Genomic DNA, 17,818 nt, shown 5'->3' with positions numbered 1-17,818 from the left:
GTGAGGACGATACTCGCGGGTCACCGCTGATCGCACATCGGGTTCACCAGTTGGATACGCAGTGTTGACGTGTGTTTGCGGTGCGTTCCGTCCAGTGTCTCCCCTCCTTCATGCGTACGCGTCTACGATCGGGCCGCCATCGGGGCACGGGCCGGTCAAGCCCGGGTCAAGAACTCGCCGTGCAGCGACAGGACATCGAGGAGATTTCATGACACAAGGTGCGGAATTCGGCCCCGGGCGGCGGGCGTTGCTCGGCGCGGCGGTTCTCGGCGCGTCCGGTGCGGCTCTCGGATTCTCCGGTACGGCACAGGCGGCCGAACCCGTGAGACGTGGCGACGGTCACGGTGGACCCGCCTACAAGCGGCTGCCCGTCCCGACCGTCGTCGCGCACCGGGGAGCGAGCGGCTACCGCCCCGAGCACACCCTCGGCTCCTACCAGCTCGCCCTCGACATGGGTGCGCACGTCATCGAGCAGGACCTCGTCCCCACCAAGGACGGCCACCTGGTCTGCCGCCACGAGAACGACATCACGGGCACCACGGACGTCGCCGACCACCCCGAGTTCACGGCCCGCAAGACCACCAAGACCGTGGACGGCGTGAAGCTCACCGGCTGGTTCACCGAGGACTTCACCCTCGCCGAACTCAAGACCCTCCGCGCCAAGGAGCGCATCCCGGCCGTCCGCCAGCGCAACACGATCTACGACGGCCGCTGGCAGATACCCACCTTCGAGGAGGTGCTGCGCTGGGCCGAGAAGGAGGGCCGCAAGCGTGACCGCCCGGTCTGGCTGCACGTCGAGACCAAGCACCCCACCTACTTCCGCGGCCTCGGCCTGGGCCTGGAAGAACCCCTCGCCCGCCTCCTGCGCAAGTACGGCCGCCACACCACGAACTCCCCGACCTTCCTCCAGTCCTTCGAGCCCAGCAGCATGCAGCGCATGGCCAAACTGGTCTCGGGCCCCCGGGTGGTCCTCCTGGGCGCCGCCACCGACCGCCCCTGGGACTTCGTCCAGTCCGGCGACCCGCGCACGGTGGCCGACCTGGTCAAGCCCGAGGGCCTGAAGTGGATCTCCTCGTACGCCCAGGGCATCGGCCCCACCCTCGACCTGGTCATCCCGCGCGACGCCTCCGGCAAGCTCGGCAAGCCCACCACCCTGGTCCGCGACGCCCACGCGCGCGGCCTGGTGCTCCACCCCTACACGGCCCGCAACGAGAACGCCTTCCTGCCCGCCGACTTCCGCAAGGGCACCGACCAGACCGCCTACGGCGACGTCTTCGCGGCCTTCCGCACCTACTTCGCCACGGGTATCGACGGCATCTTCTCGGACAACCCGGACACGGCCCTCCTCGCGGCCGCCGACCACCGCGCGTCGTAACTGCACTCCGTAATCAATCCGTTACCCGTACGAGTGAGACGCGCCCGGACCGGCAACCGCACCGGCTCCGGGCCGCGTCCCGCCGGGCATGGATCTACAGCCACAAGAGGTGCAGGCCCTCACCCCCCTCCTCGCCGCCGAGGCCGCGGCGGAGGCGCCGGGCGCGGGAGTCGACGCCGCCGACCTCGAACAGGCCGTCTGGGTAAGGCTGTTGGAGCACCCGGACGCGGCCCTCCCGGCGGAGCCCGCCGGCTGGGTGCGCGGCGCCGTCCGCGCGGAGGCCCGCCTCGCCCGCCGCCGGGTCAGGCGGGAGACCCCGTACGCCGCCGAACCGCCCACGGCGTACGAGACGGGCCCCGAACCGGAGATGCTCGCCGCCGAACGCCGCCGCGCCCTGCGCGCGGCAGTCCGCCGCCTCCCGGCCCGCTGCCGCCCGCTCCTGTCACTGTTGTTGTCGCCCTCCGACCCCACCTACCGGGAAATCGCAGGGGAGTTGGGAATGTCACAAGGGAGTTTGGGGCCCATGCGTTCCCGTTGCCTGGGATGCCTGCGCAGAATGCTCGCGGCGGAGGTTGCGCCCCCTGCGCGCAGGGGAATGGAGCCGTAGAACCGGCCGGTGGAGCGGGCGAGCAGGAGGCAGCACATGGGCACGAGCGTGATCATCTCTGTGGTGGCGGACGAACGGGACGCCGAGCAGATCCTCAAACTCCAGTACCTCTGCTACCAGAGCGAGGCGGAGCTGTACGACGACTACACGATCGAACCCCTCACGCAGTCCCTCGCGGACCTGACCGCCGAACTAGGCCGGGGTCACGCGCTGGTTGCCCGTCTCGGCGATGAGGTGGTCGGCTCGGTCCGGGCGACGGTCGACGAGGACGGCACGGCGCACATCGGTAAACTCGTCGTCCACCCGCGCATGCGCCACCACGGCCTGGGCGGCCGCCTGCTCGCGGCCATAGAGGCCCACGTCGCCGCATCCCTGGACGCCAAGCGCTTCCGCCTCTTCACGGGCCACCGCAGCGAACCGAACCTCAGCCTCTACCGCAGCAGGGGCTACGCAACGGTCTCCAAGCACCAGTCCACCCCGAAACTGACCCTGATCACCCTCGAAAAAGAGGCCGAAACCTACGCCACAAGCGCCCCATAGGGGCGCGGGGAACTGCGCGAGCAACCAAAAACCAAGCCGCGCGGCGAGCGCTTTAGGGAAGGGGCGGGTCAGGGGCCAAACCGGGGATCCGGGGGCAGCGCCCCCGGCCGGAACCGCAACCACCCGCCCACCCGCACAGCGCCTAAGCGCCCCGCCGAGCCCTCAGCCACAAGAGCCCCGTCACCGGCAGAATCACCGGAATCAGCAAATACCCCAACCCGAACTTCGACCACACGGTCGCATCGGGGAACGACCCCGGCGACACCAGCGTCCACGTCCCCACGACCAGCACACCCACCAGCTCCACCGCACAACACCCCAGTGCGACCCGCCGCGCGGTCTCCCCACCCCGCACCAGCGTGTACGTGATGAAGGCATAGACCACCGCCGCCACCGCCGACAGCGTGTACGCCAACGGCGCCCGGTCGAACTCCGTCGCGATCTGGTACGCCGACCGCGACACGGCCCCCACCGACATCACCCCGTACAACCACACGAGCAGCAGCCCGGGCCCCTTCACAAGCCTCTTCCGCTGCCCCGGGGCCGTCTCGGCACTCATCTCAGCCACTCCAGATGTCATACAGCCGTACCTCCAGCACCGCGAGCACCACCGCACCCGCCGCCACCGTGATCGACCCCCACTTGGTCCGCTCCGCCAGCGACATGAACCCGGCCGCCGGAACAGCGGCGAACGAGCCGATCAGATACGACACGAAGATCACGTTCCCCTCCGCCGGCTTCTCGCCCCGCGCGAGCTGCACGATGCCGATCACCAACTGGGCGAGCGCGAGAACCGACACCACGGCCATGCCGATGAAGTGCCAGTCCTTGGTGGGCTGGTCGCGGAAGGCGGCGTAACCGCACCACGCGGCGAGGGCGAGCGCGGCCACGGCGACCGCGACCGTCAGGGCGTCAAGCATGAGAGGGAGCGTACTGGGCGCTTCCGGACGCTTCCCCCGCAGCCCCCCACCCCCGCGCCCGGCGTGGCGGAGGCGTTACGGCCGCGTTGCCGCGCACGCGACGCCGACGTGGCGTTGACCACACGCCCCCACCCGCCCCCCTTGCCAGCAAAGGCCCGCACCCCCGAAAGGTGTCCACCCCTGGACACAACCTGTCCGCTATTCGGACAGAAGTGATCCCTCCGTACACCCGTCTGGTTTACTCGTTCCCATGACCACGACGAGCAGCCGCACCCTTGCGACCGAGGCGATGATGACGCCCGGTGCTCGTTGTATGTGTCGAATGTGCGACTTCTGAGGGCCCCCGCCTGAGCCTCGCGCCCCGAAGCGAGACCTGGTCCGGCAGCAACCGTACGCACCGCACCCAGCCCGCGTACGACCGCGCCGCCCGCCCGCGCGCCCTCGGCTCCCCAAGACCCCCCGAGCCGAGCTGAGCCGCGCCCCCGGACACCTGCCCCGTGCGTCCGGCGGACACGAACCGCCCCGCACTCGACAACAGTGATGGAAACCCTGTGATCACCACTACTGGCCTGACCAAGGTCTACGACTCGCGCGGCCGTGAGGTCACCGCCCTCGACGGCGTCGATCTGCACGTCCGCGAGGGCGAGGTGTTCGGCGTGATCGGTCAGAGCGGCGCCGGCAAGTCCTCGCTCATCCGCTGCGTCAACCTGCTGGAGCGCCCCACCTCCGGCACCGTGACCGTCGACGGCGTCGACCTCACCGCCCTCGCCGGACGCGGCCAGCGCGCGAGCAAGGAGCTGCGCGCCGCCCGCTCCCGCATCGGCATGGTCTTCCAGCACTTCAACCTGCTGTCCTCGCGCACCGTGCAGGGCAACATCGAGCTGCCCCTGGAGATCCTCGGCGTCTCCGGCAAGGAGCGCAGCCGCAAGGCTCTGGAGCTCCTCGACCTCGTAGGGCTGGCCGACAAGGCGAAGTCCTACCCCGGCCAGCTCTCCGGCGGCCAGAAGCAGCGCGTCGGCATCGCCCGCGCCCTGGCCGGCGACCCGAAGGTGCTGCTCTCCGACGAGGCCACCAGCGCCCTCGACCCCGAGACCACCCGCTCGATCCTCCAGCTCCTGCGCGACCTGAACCAGCAGCTCGGCCTGACCGTCCTGCTGATCACGCACGAGATGGACGTCGTCAAGACGATTTGCGACTCGGCCGCCCTGATGAAGCGCGGACGCGTCGTGGAGACCGGCACCGTCGCCGAACTGCTCGCCACCCCCGGCTCCGAGCTGGCCTCCGAGCTGTTCCCGGTGACCGGCCACGCGACCGGCCCCGGCCGCACCGTCGTCGACGTCACCTTCCAGGGCGAGGCCGCCAGCCAGCCGGTCATCTCCCAGCTCTCCCGGACGTACAACATCGACATCTCGATCCTGGGCGCCGCGATGGACACCGTCGGCGGCAAGCAGATCGGCCGGATGCGCATCGAGCTGCCCGGTCCGTACGAGGAGAACGTCGTGCCGATCGGCTTCCTGCGCGAGCAGGGCCTCCAGGTCGACGCCGTCGAGGACGCCGACGAGCCCACCGACGTACCGGCGCAGATTCCCGCCCTGGTCAAGGAGAACGCGAAGTGACCTGGTCCGAAATGCAGCCGCTGCTCTCGCAGGGCATCATCGACACCCTCTACATGGTCCTGTGGGCCACGATCGTCTCCGTGCTCGGCGGTCTGCCGCTCGGCCTGCTCCTCGTCCTCACCGACAAGGGCGGCCTGCTCCAGAACGCGGTGGTGAACAAGGTCGTCGGCGTGATCGTCAACATCGGCCGCTCCCTCCCCTTCATCGTGCTGCTGATCGCGCTGATCCCCTTCACGACCCTCGTGGTCGGTACGTTCATCGGCCCCAGCGCCATGGTCGTACCGCTCGCCATCGGTGCGATCCCCTTCTTCGCCCGCCTGGTCGAGACGGCCGTCCGCGAGGTCGACCACGGACTCGTCGAGGCCGCCCAGGCGATGGGCGGCGGCGTGCCGACGGTCGTCTTCAAGGTGCTTCTCCCGCAGGCCCTGCCCACCCTGATCTCCGCCGTCACCACCACGGTGATCGTCCTCGTCGGCTACTCGGCGATGGCGGGCGCGGTCGGCGGCGGCGGACTCGGCAGCGTGGCCGTCAACTACGGCTACAACCGCTTCGAGACCAACTTCATGCTCATCACCGTGGCGGTCCTGATCGTCCTGGTGACGGTCGTCCAGCTGATCGGCGACGGCGCGGTGCGCCTGCTCGCCCGCCGGGGCCGCACCTCCTGAACTTTCTTCCCCCGAGCCCGCACTCCTTGTCCGGGCGATCCATCCGCAAGATCAAGAAAGAGGCACTTTTCGTGCGCAAGAACATCAAGATCTCCCTCGCCGCCGCCGCTGTCACCGCGCTCGCCCTGGGCGTCTCCGCCTGCGGCACGGCCTCCGACCCGGGTGCCAAGAGCAAGACCGACGGTGCCAAGGCCGACACCAGCAAGCCGCTGACGGTGGCCGCGTCTCCGACGCCGCACGCCGACATCCTGGGCTTCGTCAAGAAGAACCTGGCGGAGAAGGCCGGCCTCAAGCTGGAGGTGAAGGAGTTCTCGGACTACGTCCTGCCGAACACCGCCACCCAGTCCGGCGAGGTCGACGCCAACTTCTTCCAGCACAAGCCCTACCTCGACGACTTCAACAAGAAGCGCGGCACGGACATCGTCCCGGTCGTCAACGTCGAGCTGGAGCCCCTCGCGCTCTACTCCAAGAAGATCGAGGACCTCAAGGGTCTCAAGCCCGGCCAGACCATCGCCGTGCCCAACGACACCACCAACGAGGGCCGCGCCCTGCACCTGCTCGCCGACAACGGCGTGATCGTCCTCCAGGACGGCGTGGGCATCGACGCCAAGCTGTCCGACATCAAGGACAAGAAGGGCCTGGAGTTCAAGGAGCTGGAGGCCGCCTCCGTGCCCCGCGCCCTGGACCAGGTCGACGCCGCCGTCATCAACGGCAACTACGCCATCCAGGCCAAGCTGAAGCCGTCCGAGGACGCCCTCGCCTCCGAGAAGGCCGACGGCAACCCGTACGCGAACTTCCTCGCCGTCAAGAAGGGCAACGAGAAGGACCCGCGCGTCGAGAAGCTCGCCAAGCTCCTCAACTCCGACGAGGTCAAGAAGTTCATCGAGGACAAGTACACCGGCCTGGTCGTCCCGTCCTTCGGCGCCGTCAAGTAACCCCGGCGCCCCGCGCCACCGCCAAGTGACCGTTCCCGTACGGCACTTGGCGCCCGGGCCCCGTACTCCCGCGCGGAGTGCGGGGCTTCGCGCATGTGACCGGGCGTCACCCGCACCACCGACCCGGCCATGCGCGTCGCCCGGGGCGTGCGGCATGCTGTGCGTTCACGCCCGTACGACCGCGGAATCGTTTCCCGTACGAACTTGGCCCGACGCCCCTTCGGTATGGAGCAGCGCATGACAACCACCTTCCCGGACGTCTCCATCAGCACGGACCGGCTGGTGCTGCGCCCCTACGAGGAGGCGGACATCCCCGCGCACATCGAGATGATGAACGACGAGGCGGTGACCGCCTGGACGAGTGCCCCGCACCCCTACACCGCGCGCGACGCCGAACGCTGGGTGCGCCGCATCGCGCCCACCGAGCGCACCCAGGGCCGCGGCATCGTCTTCGCCGTCACCGAGTTCCTCACCCAGCGCCTGGTCGGCCTCATCCACCTCTCCCGCACCGACTGGCACATTCAGGCCGCCGAAATCTCGTACGTGACCGCCCCCTGGGCCCGCGGCGAGGGCTACGCCACCGAGGCCGTCCTCGCGGTCGCCCAGTGGCTCTTCCGCGACCAGCGCTTCGAGCGCATCGAACTGCGCACCCCCGCCGACAACACCGCCGCCCAGCAGGTCGCCCAGCGGGTCGGCTGCATCAGCGAAGGCGTCCTGCGCAACGCCTGGATAGCGCGTACGCGCACCGAGAACGGCACCGACGGAGGCTGGACGAACATCCGCACCGACCTCATCGTGTGGAGCCTGCTGCCCGAGGACCTCGAAGGCGTCGCCGACCAGATGGCGGACGCGGGCGGCTACGCGTCGGCGTACACCGACTGGAACTGACGCCCCGCCCGGAACGCGTCAGTGGTCTGGACCAGGTACTCTCAGCCTGCCCTTCCACCCATGGGCGCACCCCTCCCTACCCCTCAGGAGACAGACCACGATGGCCGACCGCGTCACGGTGATCGGCTGGGACGGCTCGCCCCTCACCGCCGCGGCCACCTCCGCCCTCGCGGCCGCCACCCTCGTCGCCGGCGCCCCGCACCACCTGGACCTCCCCGAGGTCCCCGCGGGCGCCGAACGCATCCGGCTCGGCAGCGTCGACCTCGCCGCCCGCCGGATCGCCGGCCACCGGGGCACCGCCGTGGTCATGGCCGACGGCGACCCCGGCTTCTTCGGCGTCGTCCGCACCCTGCGCGCCCCCGAACACGGCTTGGAGGTCGAGGTCGTCCCGGCCGTCTCCTCCGTCGCCTCCGCGTTCGCCCGCGCCGGAATGCCCTGGGACGACGCCCAGGTGGTCGTCGCCCACCGCCGCACCCTGCGCCGCGCCGTCAACGTCATCCGCGCCCACACCAAGGTCGCCGTCCTCACCTCCCCGGGCGCGGGCCCCGCCGAACTCGCCCTCCTGCTCGACGGCGTGCACCGCACCTTCGTCATCTGCGAGGAACTCGGCACCGACCGCGAGCGCATCACCGTCCTCACCTCCGACAAGGCCGCCGACCACGCCTGGCGCGACCCCAACGTCGTCATCGCCGTCGGCGGCACCGCACCCCCCGCCCAGGGCGGCGGCTGGCTGCTCGGCCACGACAGCAACTACCCCGGCGAACTCCGCGGCTGGGCCCTGAACTCCCAGGAGTACGGCGAGGATCTCGCCGACGGCGAGACCCCCGGCCTGCGCGCCGCCCAGCTCGCCCGGCTCGGCCCGCGCACCGGCGACCTCGTCTGGGACATCGGCTCCGGCTGCGGCGCCCTCTCCGTGGAGGCCACCCGGTTCGGTGCGGCCGTCATCGCCGTCGACGAGAGCGCGGACGCGTGCGTACGGACGGCCGCCGCAGCCCGCCGCTTCGGCGTCCAGCTCCAGGTGGTGCGCGGCAGTGCCCCGCACGTCCTGGAGGACCTCCCCGAACCCGACGTCGTACGCATCGGGGGCGGCGGCGTCCCCGTCGTCGAAGCCTGCGTCGACCGCCGCCCGGAACGCATCGTGACGCACGCCCAGACCCGGGACGCCGCCGAGGAGATCGGCCGCACCCTGGAGGAGGGCGGGTACGCCGTCGAGTGCACCCTCTTCCAGACCGTCGACCTGCACGCGGCGGGGGAGTGGGAGGAACGCAGGCGCTCCGTCGTCTTCCTGCTCACCGGCCGCCGCCAGGAGCGCGCCACCCGCGACCCCCGCGTCTGACGCCCCTACCGCAGGCGGACCTCGCCCCGGGGCGATTCGGGACGGTCGTACCTGATCCGGCGGGACCATGTCCCCTTCTTCGCGCGGATGTTCTACGGATCGCTCCCCAGGGCGAGCGCTGTCGGTGGCGCGGGGTAGGCTGGCCGATCGTTGTACCGCAGATGGGCGGTTGGCGGATCGTTCGCCAATGTCCGGAAACGGGGCCCGCTTTGGGACCCCCGGCGGTGCGGCGGACCCGGGACGTGCGCGACGTGGCGCAGCCCACAGTGGGCCGTGGCAGTTCTCCCTGCCCCGGCTCCGAAGGGCCGCGACAATGCTTGGTGTCCGCGGAACCTTACGTGCCGCACGACACCCCCGCTCGTTCAACCAGGAACGGGCGCGGCCGTGTCGGGCGGTCGTTCCGGGCGACGGGGCCCTGCCGGCGGAAGGCGGCGCGGCCGAAGAAGCGTTGGCGGCACAGATGAGCGAGGGGTACGCATGACTGACACCGGCCAGGTCCCGGGCGAGGGACTGCCCAAGGACGCAGGCATGGTGGAGCAGCCGGGCGTACCCGCCCCGGGTGCCTACACCTACCTCGACCCCTCCGACCCCGCCGCCCACACCGGCGAATCCGGCGACTCCGGCCTGGAGGACGACGACCTCCTCCTGATGCCCGCCGCGCAGGGCGCGTGGAGCGACCCGCAGGTGGTCCCCGCGCAGCCGCCGCTCGCCCCGCAGCCCGAGGCCGGCACGCACGAGACCGGTGGCCGCGATTCCGGTTCGGTGGACTTCTCCGGCGTACGGATGCCCCCGCCGCCCGCGTCGATGACGCCGCCCGTCTCCCGCCGCCCGCTCCACATGGGCCCGCCCGTGCCGGACGCCTCCGGCGGTGTCGTACGGTCCCTGGCCGACCGCGGCCCGGCCGCCGCGGCGCAGGCCCCGCTGCCCCCGCAGGGCATGACGCCGGTCGCCGCGCCCGCTCCGGGCCAGTTCGCCACCCCGGCCGCCGCCACACCGATGCGGCAGGCCGGTCCGCCCACCACGGGCCCCGAGTACCTCGACATCCCGCGTGACGAGGCCGCGCTGCTGCCCGGCCCGCAGCTCGGCGAGATCCCCTCGCAGGGCCCGACGCCGTGGGCGCAGCAGCCGCAGGCCGCGCAGCCCGTGACCCAGCAGGTCCAGACGGCACCCGTGCCGGTGCCCGCGCAGGGCGTCCCGGCAGAGGGTGCCGCTCCTGTCGCTCCGGCTCCCGCTTCCTCGGCGCCGCAGGCCGCCGTGCCCGCGCAGGCCGAGGCGGCGGCGCAGACGCACGTCCAGGTGCAGACTCCGGCTGCTCCTCTGTCTCCGGTCGCTCCGGCGCAGCAGGCCGCCGCGCCGGAGGCGGTCGAGCCCCAGGTGTCCCAGGAGCCTCAGAACAGCACCGCAGAAACGGTCGTCCCGGAGCAGGCCGCTGCCCCGGAGCCCGCCGAGGCCGTCGCCCCGGAGGGCGCTGCTCCGGAGGCCGTCGCCCCCGAGGCCACGGACGCCGTTCCGGCGGAGGAGCCGACGGCCCCTGAGGCTGCCGCTCCTGCTGCTCCGGCCTCTCCCGCCGCTCCTGCCTCTCCGGCCGAGCAGCCGGTGGCCCCCGAAGGCACCGTGCCCGTCGCCCCCGTCGCCGAGGTCACGCCCGACGCGGCGTCGCTGTCGGCCGCCCCGAGCCCCGTGTCCCAGCCGGGCCCCGCGCACACCACCCCGGCGACTCCGATTCCGGCCCAGGGCGTGCCCCAGGCGATGCCGCAGGGCCAGTTCGTCCAGGTCGAGGGTTCGGTGCCGGACGGCACCCACCTGGCCCCGACGCCGATGGCACAGGCCGTGCCGGTCGCGGTGCCGGTGCCGGTTCCGGCAGAGGGCACCCCCGCTCAGGGCGTGCCGGTGGCCGAGACCCCCCAGGCCGCAGCCCCCGCCCCCGCCCCCGCGCAGGCGACCCCGGCGGAGGGCACTCCGGCCCAGCCCGTACAGGAGACTCCCGCAGCCGGAACCCCGGAGCAGGCGCAGCCCGCCGCACCGGTGGACCCGCAGCCCGCCCCGGAGGCACCCGTCGCACCCGTGCTGGTGGCCGAGCCCGAGCCCGTGGCCGTACAGCAGGAGCAGGCACAGGCGGAGCAGGCACAGCCGGAGGCCGAGCCGACCGAGCCCACCGAGACCCCGGCGGCTCCCGCCGAACAGCCCGGCGACGTACGGGCCGAGCAGCCCGACGACGTACCCGCCGAGCAGTCCGCGACCGTGCCCGCGCCGCGCGACGGCGGTCCGGCCGCCCGGCTGGCCGGGCAGCCCGACCCGGAGCACACTGAGGTCCGGGCCCAGGCGGCGGACGACGTCCAGCCGCAGCAGTCCCCGGCCGAAGAGCCCACCGGCCCGCAGGAGTCCGCGCCCGCAGAGGCCGCCGCCCCTGCCGAGGCCGTCCAGCCCGTTGTTGTCCCGTCCGCACCGCAGGAATCCGTACCGCCCCGGCCCGAGACGCAGCCGGAACCCGTACAGCCCGCGCAGCCCATACAGGAGGAATCCGTGCTGTCCGCACAGCCGGAGCCCGCCGCCCACGCCGGGCCCGAAGCACCGCAGGAACCGATCCGGACCCCCGAGGGCCCGCAGGTCATCGAGACGGCCGAGGTCCCCGAGAACACGGCGGAGACCCCCGAGCCCGCCCAGGCCGAGGCCCCGGCGACGCCCGCCGCCCCCGGCTACGACGAGGCCGAGCGCGAAGCGGTCCTGCGCGTGATGCGCGAGCGCCGCGACATCCGCAACGGCTTCCGCAGCGACCCCATCCCGCACGAGGTCCTCCTCCGCGTGCTTGAAGCCGCGCACACGGCCCCGAGCGTCGGCCACTCCCAGCCCTGGGACTTCGTCGTCATCCGCTCCGCCGAGACGCGCCGCGCGATGCACGAACTGGCCGCCCGCCAGCGCGACGCGTACGCCAAGTCGCTGCCCAAGGGCCGGGCCAAGCAGTTCAAGGAACTGAAGATCGAGGCCATCCTCGACACCCCGGTGAACATCGTCGTCACCGCCGACCCGACCCGCGGCGGCCGCCACACCCTCGGCCGCCACACGCAGCCGCAGATGGCCCCGTACTCCTCGGCGCTCGCCGTGGAGAACCTCTGGCTCGCCGCGCGCGCCGAGGGCCTGGGCGTCGGCTGGGTCAGCTTCTTCGACGAGCGCGAGATGGTCCGCGCCCTCGGTCTCCCCGAGCACCTCGAAGTCGTCGCCTACCTCTGCGTCGGTTACGTCGACGAGTTCCCCGAGGAGCCGGAGCTCCTCCAGGCGGGCTGGTCCAAGCGCCGCCCGCTCTCCTGGGTCGTCCACGAGGAGACGTACGGTCGCCGCGCCCTGCCCGGCGAGGAGCCGCACGACCTCCTCCAGGAGACGATCTCCAACATCCGCCCGCTGGACGCCAAGGCGCTCGGCGAGGCGTGGGAGCGCCAGAAGCGCATGACCAAGCCGGCCGGCGCACTGGGCATGCTGGAGATCATCTCCGCCCAGCTCAGCGGCCTCGCCCGGGTCTGCCCGCCGCCGATCCCGGAGCCCGCCGCCGTCGCGATCTTCGCGGGCGACCACGGGGTGCACGCCCAGGGCGTCACGGCCTGGCCCCAGGAGGTCACCTCGCAGATGGTGGCCAACTTCCTGGGCGGGGGAGCGGTCTGCAACGCGTTCGCCAACCAGGTCGGCGCGGAGGTCTGCGTGATCGACGTGGGCGTCGCGGGCGACCTCCCGGCCACCCCGGGCCTCCTCCCGCGCAAGGTCCGCGCGGGCACCGCCGACTTCACCACCGGCCCCGCCCTGTCCCGCGAGGACGTCCTCGCCTCGATCGAGGTGGGCATCGAAACCGCCCGCGACCTGGTGGCGGCGGGCAACAAGGCCCTCCTCACCGGCGAGATGGGCATCGCGAACACCACCGTCTCCGCCGCCCTGATCTGCGTCTACACGGGCCAGGACCCGGCCGAGGTCACGGGCCGTGGCACGGGCATCAACGACGAGATGCACGCCCGCAAGGTGGACGTGGTCCGCCGCGCCCTCGACCTCCACAAGCCGGACCCGGCCGACCCCATCGGCGTCCTGTCCGCCGTGGGCGGCCTGGAGCACGCGGCCCTCGTCGGCCTGATCCTGGGCGGCGCGTCCCTGCGCACCCCGGTCCTCCTGGACGGCGTGAGCGCGGGCGCCGCGGCCCTGGTCGCCCGGGCCGTCGCCCCGGAAGCCCTGGCAGCCTGCATCGCGGGCCACCGCAGCGCGGAACCGGGCCACGTCGCCGCCCTGAACAAGCTGGGCCTGCGCCCGCTGGTCGACCTCGACCTGCGCCTGGGCGAGGGCACGGGCGCGCTGCTGGCCCTGCCGGTGGTCCAGAGCGCGGCGCGTGCGATGCACGAGGTGGCGACGTTCGACTCGGCGGGAGTCACGGAGAAGTAGCGGCCGAGGGATCCGCCCCGAAAGGGGCGCGGGGCTGTGCCGATGTGCGGCTCCGCCGCGCGGGCGCGACCGGGCCACTGACCCGTGCCCCTTCAGGGGCGCGGGGAACTGCGCGACCAGCCACCCACCCACCCGCACGGAACCCTCCCATTTGCCCCTCGGGTTTAGGTGAAGGGGCGGGGCTGGGGCAGCGCCGCAGGCAATCGGGGTGCCGGGCACGGCACAAGCAGAGCCCCGCCGCACCCCGCCCCCCGGGGCGAACCGGACCCCGCCGAACGAACCCCGGCCCGGGGCCCAAGCCCCGAAGCGCCCCCCAACCCCCCGCCCCGTAAAGTAAGCCCCGCACCCGAAAACCCCTCCCCACCAGCGCCGCTCCACCGCCGCAGCGGCCCACCCGGCCCCGGCACCCCCTCCCCAGGCGGGGGCCCGCCAAGCCCCACCCTCCCGAGGAGCCGCACCCATGACCGCGCACGCCGCAGGCGCCCCGCACCAGGCCGGAGCGACGCAAGCAGTCGAGCCCCCGGCGTACCCCGTGGGCCTCCGCCTCTCCGGCCGCCGCACGATCGTCCTCGGCGGCGGTCAGGTCGCCCAGCGCCGCCTGCCCGCCCTCATAGCGGCCGGCGCGGACATCACCCTCATCTCGCCCTCCGCGACCCCCTCTGTCGAGGCGATGGCCGAAGCGGGCGAGATCACCTGGGAGCAGCGCCGCTACGCAGAGGGCGACCTGGCCGACGCCTGGTACGTCCTCATCTCCTCCAGCGACCCCGAGGCCAACACCACCGCCTCCGCCGAGGCCGAGCGCAACCGCACCTGGTGCGTGCGTTCCGACGACGCCGAAGCGGCCACCGCCTGGACCCCGGCCACCGGCCGCTGCGACGACGTCACCGTCGCAGTCCTGACCGGTCACGACCCTCGCCGCTCCGCCGCCCTGCGCGACGTCATCGTCGAGGGCCTGCGCAACGGTACCCTGGCCGCGCCCCACCACCGCCCCCGCACCGCCGACGACGCCCCCCGCGTCCACCTGGTCGGCGGCGGACCGGGCGACCCCGACCTGATCACCGTCCGGGGCCGCCGCCTCCTCGCCGAGGCCGACGTCGTCATCGCCGACCGCCTCGGCCCCCGCGACCTCCTGGACGAACTCCCGCCGCACGTCGAGGTCATCGACGCGGCCAAGATCCCGTACGGCCGCTTCATGGCCCAGGAAGCGATCAACCAGGCCCTCATCGACCACGCCCGCCAGGGCAAGACCGTCGTACGTCTCAAGGGCGGCGACCCCTTCGTCTTCGGCCGCGGCATGGAAGAAGCACAAGCCCTCGCCGCCGAAGGCATCCCCTGCACGGTCGTCCCCGGCATCTCCTCCACCATCAGCGTCCCCGGCGCGGCCGGCATCCCGGTGACCCACCGCGGGGTGGCTCACGAGTTCACCGTGGTCAGCGGCCATGTCGCCCCCGACGACCCGCGCTCCCTGGTCGACTGGGAGGCCCTGGCCCGCCTGCGCGGCACCCTCGTCCTCCTGATGGCCGTCGAGCGCATCGGTGCGATCGCCGAGGCCCTCGTCGCGTACGGCCGCTCGCCCGAGACACCCGTGGCGATAGTCCAGGAGGGCACGATGGCCACCCAGCGCCGCGTCGACGCGACCCTGGCCACCGTCGGCGAGAAGGCCAAGGCCGAGAACGTACGACCGCCCGCGGTCATCGTCATCGGCGACGTAGTCTCGGTGAACCCCGCTCAGTAACCCGGAGTAACAACCGCGCCCGCCCCTTGGGCACCGCACCCACGACAAGGCAGTATCACCCTGTGGCCGATCTCCTCACCATCGACGACCCCGACGACCCGCGCCTGCGCGACTACACGGGCCTGACCGACGTCGAGCTGCGGCGCCGCCGCGAGCCCGCCGAGGGCCTGTTCATCGCGGAGGGCGAGAAGGTCATCCGCCGGGCCCGCCAGGCCGGTTACGAGATGCGCTCGATGCTGCTCTCGGCCAAGTGGGTGGACGTCATGCGCGACGTCATCGACGAGGTCCCGGCCCCGGTGTACGCGGTCAGCCCGGACCTCGCCGAGCAGGTCACCGGCTACCACGTGCACCGGGGCGCCCTCGCCTCGATGCAGCGCAAGCCCCTCCCGGCCCCCGCCGACCTCCTCTCCACCGCCCGCCGCGTGGTGATCATGGAATCGGTCAACGACCACACCAACATCGGCGCGATCTTCCGCAGCGCGGCGGCCCTGGGCATGGACGCGGTCCTGCTCTCCCCGGACTGCGCGGACCCGCTCTACCGACGTTCCGTCAAGGTCTCGATGGGCGCGGTCTTCTCCGTACCGTACGCACGCCTGGAGTCGTGGCCCGCAGACCTGGAGACGGTCCGCGAGGCCGGCTTCACGCTCCTTGCCCTGACCCCGGCCGACAAGGCCCGCTCCCTGGACGAGGTCGCCCCGCACACGATGGACCGGGTCGCCCTCATGCTCGGCGCGGAGGGCGACGGCCTGTCGCGCCGTGCCCTGGTGGCGGCCGACGAATGGGTCCGCATCCCGATGGCCCACGGCGTGGACTCCCTGAACGTGGGCGCGGCCGCCGCCGTCTCCTTCTACGCGGTCACGACGGGCCGTCCCGTCCAGTAGCCCTCACTTGTACGAAAGAAGCTCCGCCGCGCGGCATTTGGCCACGCGGCGGAGCTTTTTCGCGTTACGCGGGGCACTCGGCCCCCGACGGCGGGCACCCGGCAGCGACCGTGCCCGTCACCACGACCCCCGCGCCCTTGGACCCCTTGGACTCCTTCGGCCCCTGGCAGCCCTGCGCAGCGGCAATCCCCAACGCCACCAGCAACGTCACCACCACAAAAACCACCAGCCGCTGCCGCAGCAGCCGGGGGTTCGCGGGCCGCAGCTTCCCGCCCGAGGTGGGCCGGCCGCCCGGCCGCGTCCCCTTGCGCGTGGCACCGGAACGGGTGGTGTTGCGCGCGGCGCCCTTCTTGCCGGGGCCGGACGAAGGCCCGGTGCGGCGAGGGCCCGACCCGCCCCGCGAACCCGCCTGCGCCGGGGGAGCGGCGGACCCGCGCGACGGCTGGCCGCCACCGCCCTCCGTGCGCTGCTGCATGCTCCGCTGGGTCCGCTGGTCGGCGTACGCGTCCCGATCGGCCCCGCGCTGTACGGGCGGACGCTTGTCGGCGCCGCCCGAAACGGAGCCCCCCTGCGCCTCCCGGGCGGCGATCTCCTTGAGCCGCATCGAGAGCTGGAGGGTGCTGGGACGTTCCTCCTGCTCCTTCGCCAGACAGGCCCGCACCAGCGGAGCCAGAGCGTCCGGTACGCCGTCGAGCAGCGGCTCCTCGTGGACCACCCGGTAGAGCATGACCTCGGAACTGCCCTGGCCGAACGGCGAGTCGGCCGTCGCCGCGTACGCCAGCGTCGCGCCCAGCGCGAAGACGTCCGTCGCGGGCGTCACGGCCGCCCCCCGCACCTGCTCCGGCGCGAGGAAGCCGGGGGAGCCCACGGCGGTCCCCACATGGGTCAGCGTGCTCGCGCCGGTCGCCCAGGCGATGCCGAAGTCGATGATCCGGGGGCCCTTGGGCGACAGCAGGATGTTCGACGGCTTCAGGTCGCGGTGCACGACGCCCGCCTCATGTACGGCGACGAGCCCTTCCGCCAGCGCCGCCCCGATCGCCGCGACCTCGGCCGCGACCAGCGAGCCCTCCTCGGCCACCCGGTCGTGCAGGGAGGGCCCGGGAACGTACTGCGTCGCGAACCACGGCCGGTCGGCGTCCAGGTCGGCGGCCACCAGCCGTGCCGTGCACCCGCCCCTGATCCGCCGCGCGGCGGACACCTCACGCGCGAACCGCGACCGGAATTCCTGATCCTCCGCCAGATCCGGCCGGATCACCTTCAGCGCGACCCGCTGGCCCCGCCGGTCCGAGCCCAGGTAGACGACACCCATGCCGCCCGCACCGAGCCGCCGGTGAATCCTGAACGAGCCGACGACACGCGGGTCCTCGCGCCGGAGCCGCATCATCGCCATGTCCGTCCCCTACCTCCGGTGGGGCCTCCCCCACCCCACTTCCGACCGGTCCGTTCGACGTGGCACAGCTTACGTACCCCCGGCGCAGTGTGCTCATAGGCCACACCCGCCCGAATCGATCGATTGTCAGTGCTGGGTGCGAAACTTGAGGAGTGGTCAGGGAACGTACGTTCCCATCTTCCTGACCCCTGCTCATTCCCAACGGGCAACAGCAGAAGGGGAATTGGATCCATGAAGGGTGATCGAGTCGAGATAGTGGTGGACGCCGGAGACACCACCCGGACGTACGAAATGGTGGCCAGCAGGGCGGGCCGAAGGGTCGAGACGGCGGTCCGCAGGGGGGTGGTGGAAGTGAGTGAAGTCACCCGCAACGGCACCGTCGTGCGCACCGCACGCTTCATGGCCACCCGTGTGCTCGCCCTGGTCGAACAGCCGGTACCCAGGGACGACGCCTCGGAGCGCGCCGGCACGGCGGAGTGAGGCGGGGCCGCCCGGGGGGAGGGCCCCCGGGCGACCC

At 72.5% G+C, this 17,818-nt stretch carries 15 protein-coding genes; 12 read left to right on the top strand and 3 right to left on the bottom strand.

Annotation, left to right across the window (positions count from 1 at the left end):
* Positions 1-208 precede the first annotated feature (208 nt).
* The 3 genes from IE269_RS35600 (at position 209) to IE269_RS35590 (ending at position 2,522) form a co-directional block, all read left to right on the top strand.
* Positions 209-1,375 carry a glycerophosphodiester phosphodiesterase gene (locus IE269_RS35600; protein WP_189827420.1) on the top strand — a complete coding sequence of 389 codons (1,167 nt, stop codon included), beginning with the start codon at positions 209-211 and terminating at the stop codon, positions 1,373-1,375.
* A gap of 88 nt (positions 1,376-1,463) precedes the next feature.
* On the top strand, positions 1,464-1,982 hold the full coding sequence (locus IE269_RS35595; protein ID WP_189827419.1) for a sigma-70 family RNA polymerase sigma factor: 519 nt from the start codon (positions 1,464-1,466) through the stop codon (positions 1,980-1,982).
* Positions 1,983-2,018: 36 nt separating this feature from the next.
* Positions 2,019-2,522, top strand: a complete 504-nt coding sequence (locus IE269_RS35590) for a GNAT family N-acetyltransferase (RefSeq protein ID WP_189827418.1) — start codon at positions 2,019-2,021, stop codon at positions 2,520-2,522.
* A gap of 142 nt (positions 2,523-2,664) precedes the next feature.
* Here IE269_RS35590 and IE269_RS35585 read toward each other — a convergent pair whose 3' ends face one another.
* Positions 2,665-3,081: a hypothetical protein gene (locus IE269_RS35585; RefSeq protein ID WP_229898129.1), complete on the bottom strand. Its 417-nt coding sequence runs from the start codon at positions 3,079-3,081 to the stop codon at positions 2,665-2,667.
* A gap of 1 nt (position 3,082) precedes the next feature.
* Entirely contained in the window at positions 3,083-3,442 is a 360-nt protein-coding gene (locus tag IE269_RS35580) for a hypothetical protein (protein WP_189827416.1), read from the bottom strand.
* Positions 3,443-3,993: 551 nt separating this feature from the next.
* Here IE269_RS35580 and IE269_RS35575 point away from each other — a divergent pair.
* The 8 genes from IE269_RS35575 (at position 3,994) to IE269_RS35540 (ending at position 15,911) form a co-directional block, all read left to right on the top strand.
* Complete coding sequence (locus IE269_RS35575) at positions 3,994-5,058, top strand: methionine ABC transporter ATP-binding protein (protein WP_189827415.1); 1,065 nt, start codon at positions 3,994-3,996, stop codon at positions 5,056-5,058.
* Positions 5,055-5,723, top strand: a complete 669-nt coding sequence (locus IE269_RS35570; RefSeq protein ID WP_189827414.1) for a methionine ABC transporter permease — start codon at positions 5,055-5,057, stop codon at positions 5,721-5,723. Before IE269_RS35575 ends, IE269_RS35570 begins: the two co-directional genes overlap by 4 nt.
* A 71-nt stretch (positions 5,724-5,794) precedes the next feature.
* Positions 5,795-6,658: a MetQ/NlpA family ABC transporter substrate-binding protein gene (locus IE269_RS35565; protein WP_189827413.1), complete on the top strand. Its 864-nt coding sequence runs from the start codon at positions 5,795-5,797 to the stop codon at positions 6,656-6,658.
* 237 nt (positions 6,659-6,895) lie between these two features.
* Positions 6,896-7,546, top strand: a complete 651-nt coding sequence (locus IE269_RS35560; protein WP_229898127.1) for a GNAT family N-acetyltransferase — start codon at positions 6,896-6,898, stop codon at positions 7,544-7,546.
* A 100-nt stretch (positions 7,547-7,646) separates the two neighbouring features.
* The gene (cbiE, locus tag IE269_RS35555) at positions 7,647-8,882 is read left to right on the top strand and encodes a precorrin-6y C5,15-methyltransferase (decarboxylating) subunit CbiE (protein ID WP_189827411.1); all 1,236 of its coding nucleotides are present in this window, start codon (positions 7,647-7,649) and stop codon (positions 8,880-8,882) included.
* A 477-nt stretch (positions 8,883-9,359) separates the two neighbouring features.
* Positions 9,360-13,295, top strand: a complete 3,936-nt coding sequence (gene cobT, locus IE269_RS35550) for a nicotinate-nucleotide--dimethylbenzimidazole phosphoribosyltransferase (RefSeq protein WP_189827410.1) — start codon at positions 9,360-9,362, stop codon at positions 13,293-13,295.
* A gap of 460 nt (positions 13,296-13,755) precedes the next feature.
* Positions 13,756-15,030 carry a uroporphyrinogen-III C-methyltransferase gene (gene cobA, locus IE269_RS35545; RefSeq protein ID WP_189827409.1) on the top strand — a complete coding sequence of 425 codons (1,275 nt, stop codon included), beginning with the start codon at positions 13,756-13,758 and terminating at the stop codon, positions 15,028-15,030.
* 62 nt (positions 15,031-15,092) lie between these two features.
* Positions 15,093-15,911, top strand: coding sequence for a TrmH family RNA methyltransferase (locus IE269_RS35540; protein WP_189827408.1), 819 nt, complete (start codon positions 15,093-15,095; stop codon positions 15,909-15,911).
* Positions 15,912-15,975: 64 nt separating this feature from the next.
* Here IE269_RS35540 and IE269_RS35535 read toward each other — a convergent pair whose 3' ends face one another.
* Positions 15,976-17,301, bottom strand: a complete 1,326-nt coding sequence (locus IE269_RS35535; protein WP_189827407.1) for a serine/threonine-protein kinase — start codon at positions 17,299-17,301, stop codon at positions 15,976-15,978.
* A 231-nt stretch (positions 17,302-17,532) separates the two neighbouring features.
* Here IE269_RS35535 and IE269_RS35530 point away from each other — a divergent pair, with 231 nt between their 5' ends.
* On the top strand, positions 17,533-17,781 hold the full coding sequence (locus tag IE269_RS35530) for a hypothetical protein (protein WP_189827406.1): 249 nt from the start codon (positions 17,533-17,535) through the stop codon (positions 17,779-17,781).
* Positions 17,782-17,818: the final 37 nt, after the last annotated feature.

Source organism: Streptomyces spiroverticillatus, from assembly GCA_014650415.1.
GTDB classification, from domain to species: domain Bacteria; phylum Actinomycetota; class Actinomycetes; order Streptomycetales; family Streptomycetaceae; genus Streptomyces; species Streptomyces spiroverticillatus.
This window is presented reverse-complemented; position numbering and strand designations above follow the sequence as displayed.

Bases quoted from the DNA above. Each gene is read 5' to 3' on its own strand.
- IE269_RS35600 (WP_189827420.1), top strand. From the start codon at position 209: ATGACACAAGGTGCGGAATTCGGCCCCGGGCGGCGGGCGTTGCTCGGC.
- IE269_RS35585 (WP_229898129.1), bottom strand. From the start codon at position 3,081: ATGAGTGCCGAGACGGCCCCGGGGCAGCGGAAGAGGCTTGTGAAGGGG.
- cobA (WP_189827409.1), top strand. From the start codon at position 13,756: ATGACCGCGCACGCCGCAGGCGCCCCGCACCAGGCCGGAGCGACGCAA.
- IE269_RS35595 (WP_189827419.1), top strand. From the start codon at position 1,464: ATGGATCTACAGCCACAAGAGGTGCAGGCCCTCACCCCCCTCCTCGCC.
- IE269_RS35590 (WP_189827418.1), top strand. From the start codon at position 2,019: ATGGGCACGAGCGTGATCATCTCTGTGGTGGCGGACGAACGGGACGCC.
- cobT (WP_189827410.1), top strand. From the start codon at position 9,360: ATGACTGACACCGGCCAGGTCCCGGGCGAGGGACTGCCCAAGGACGCA.
- IE269_RS35535 (WP_189827407.1), bottom strand. From the start codon at position 17,301: ATGGCGATGATGCGGCTCCGGCGCGAGGACCCGCGTGTCGTCGGCTCG.
- cbiE (WP_189827411.1), top strand. From the start codon at position 7,647: ATGGCCGACCGCGTCACGGTGATCGGCTGGGACGGCTCGCCCCTCACC.
- IE269_RS35560 (WP_229898127.1), top strand. From the start codon at position 6,896: ATGACAACCACCTTCCCGGACGTCTCCATCAGCACGGACCGGCTGGTG.
- IE269_RS35530 (WP_189827406.1), top strand. From the start codon at position 17,533: ATGAAGGGTGATCGAGTCGAGATAGTGGTGGACGCCGGAGACACCACC.
- IE269_RS35580 (WP_189827416.1), bottom strand. From the start codon at position 3,442: ATGCTTGACGCCCTGACGGTCGCGGTCGCCGTGGCCGCGCTCGCCCTC.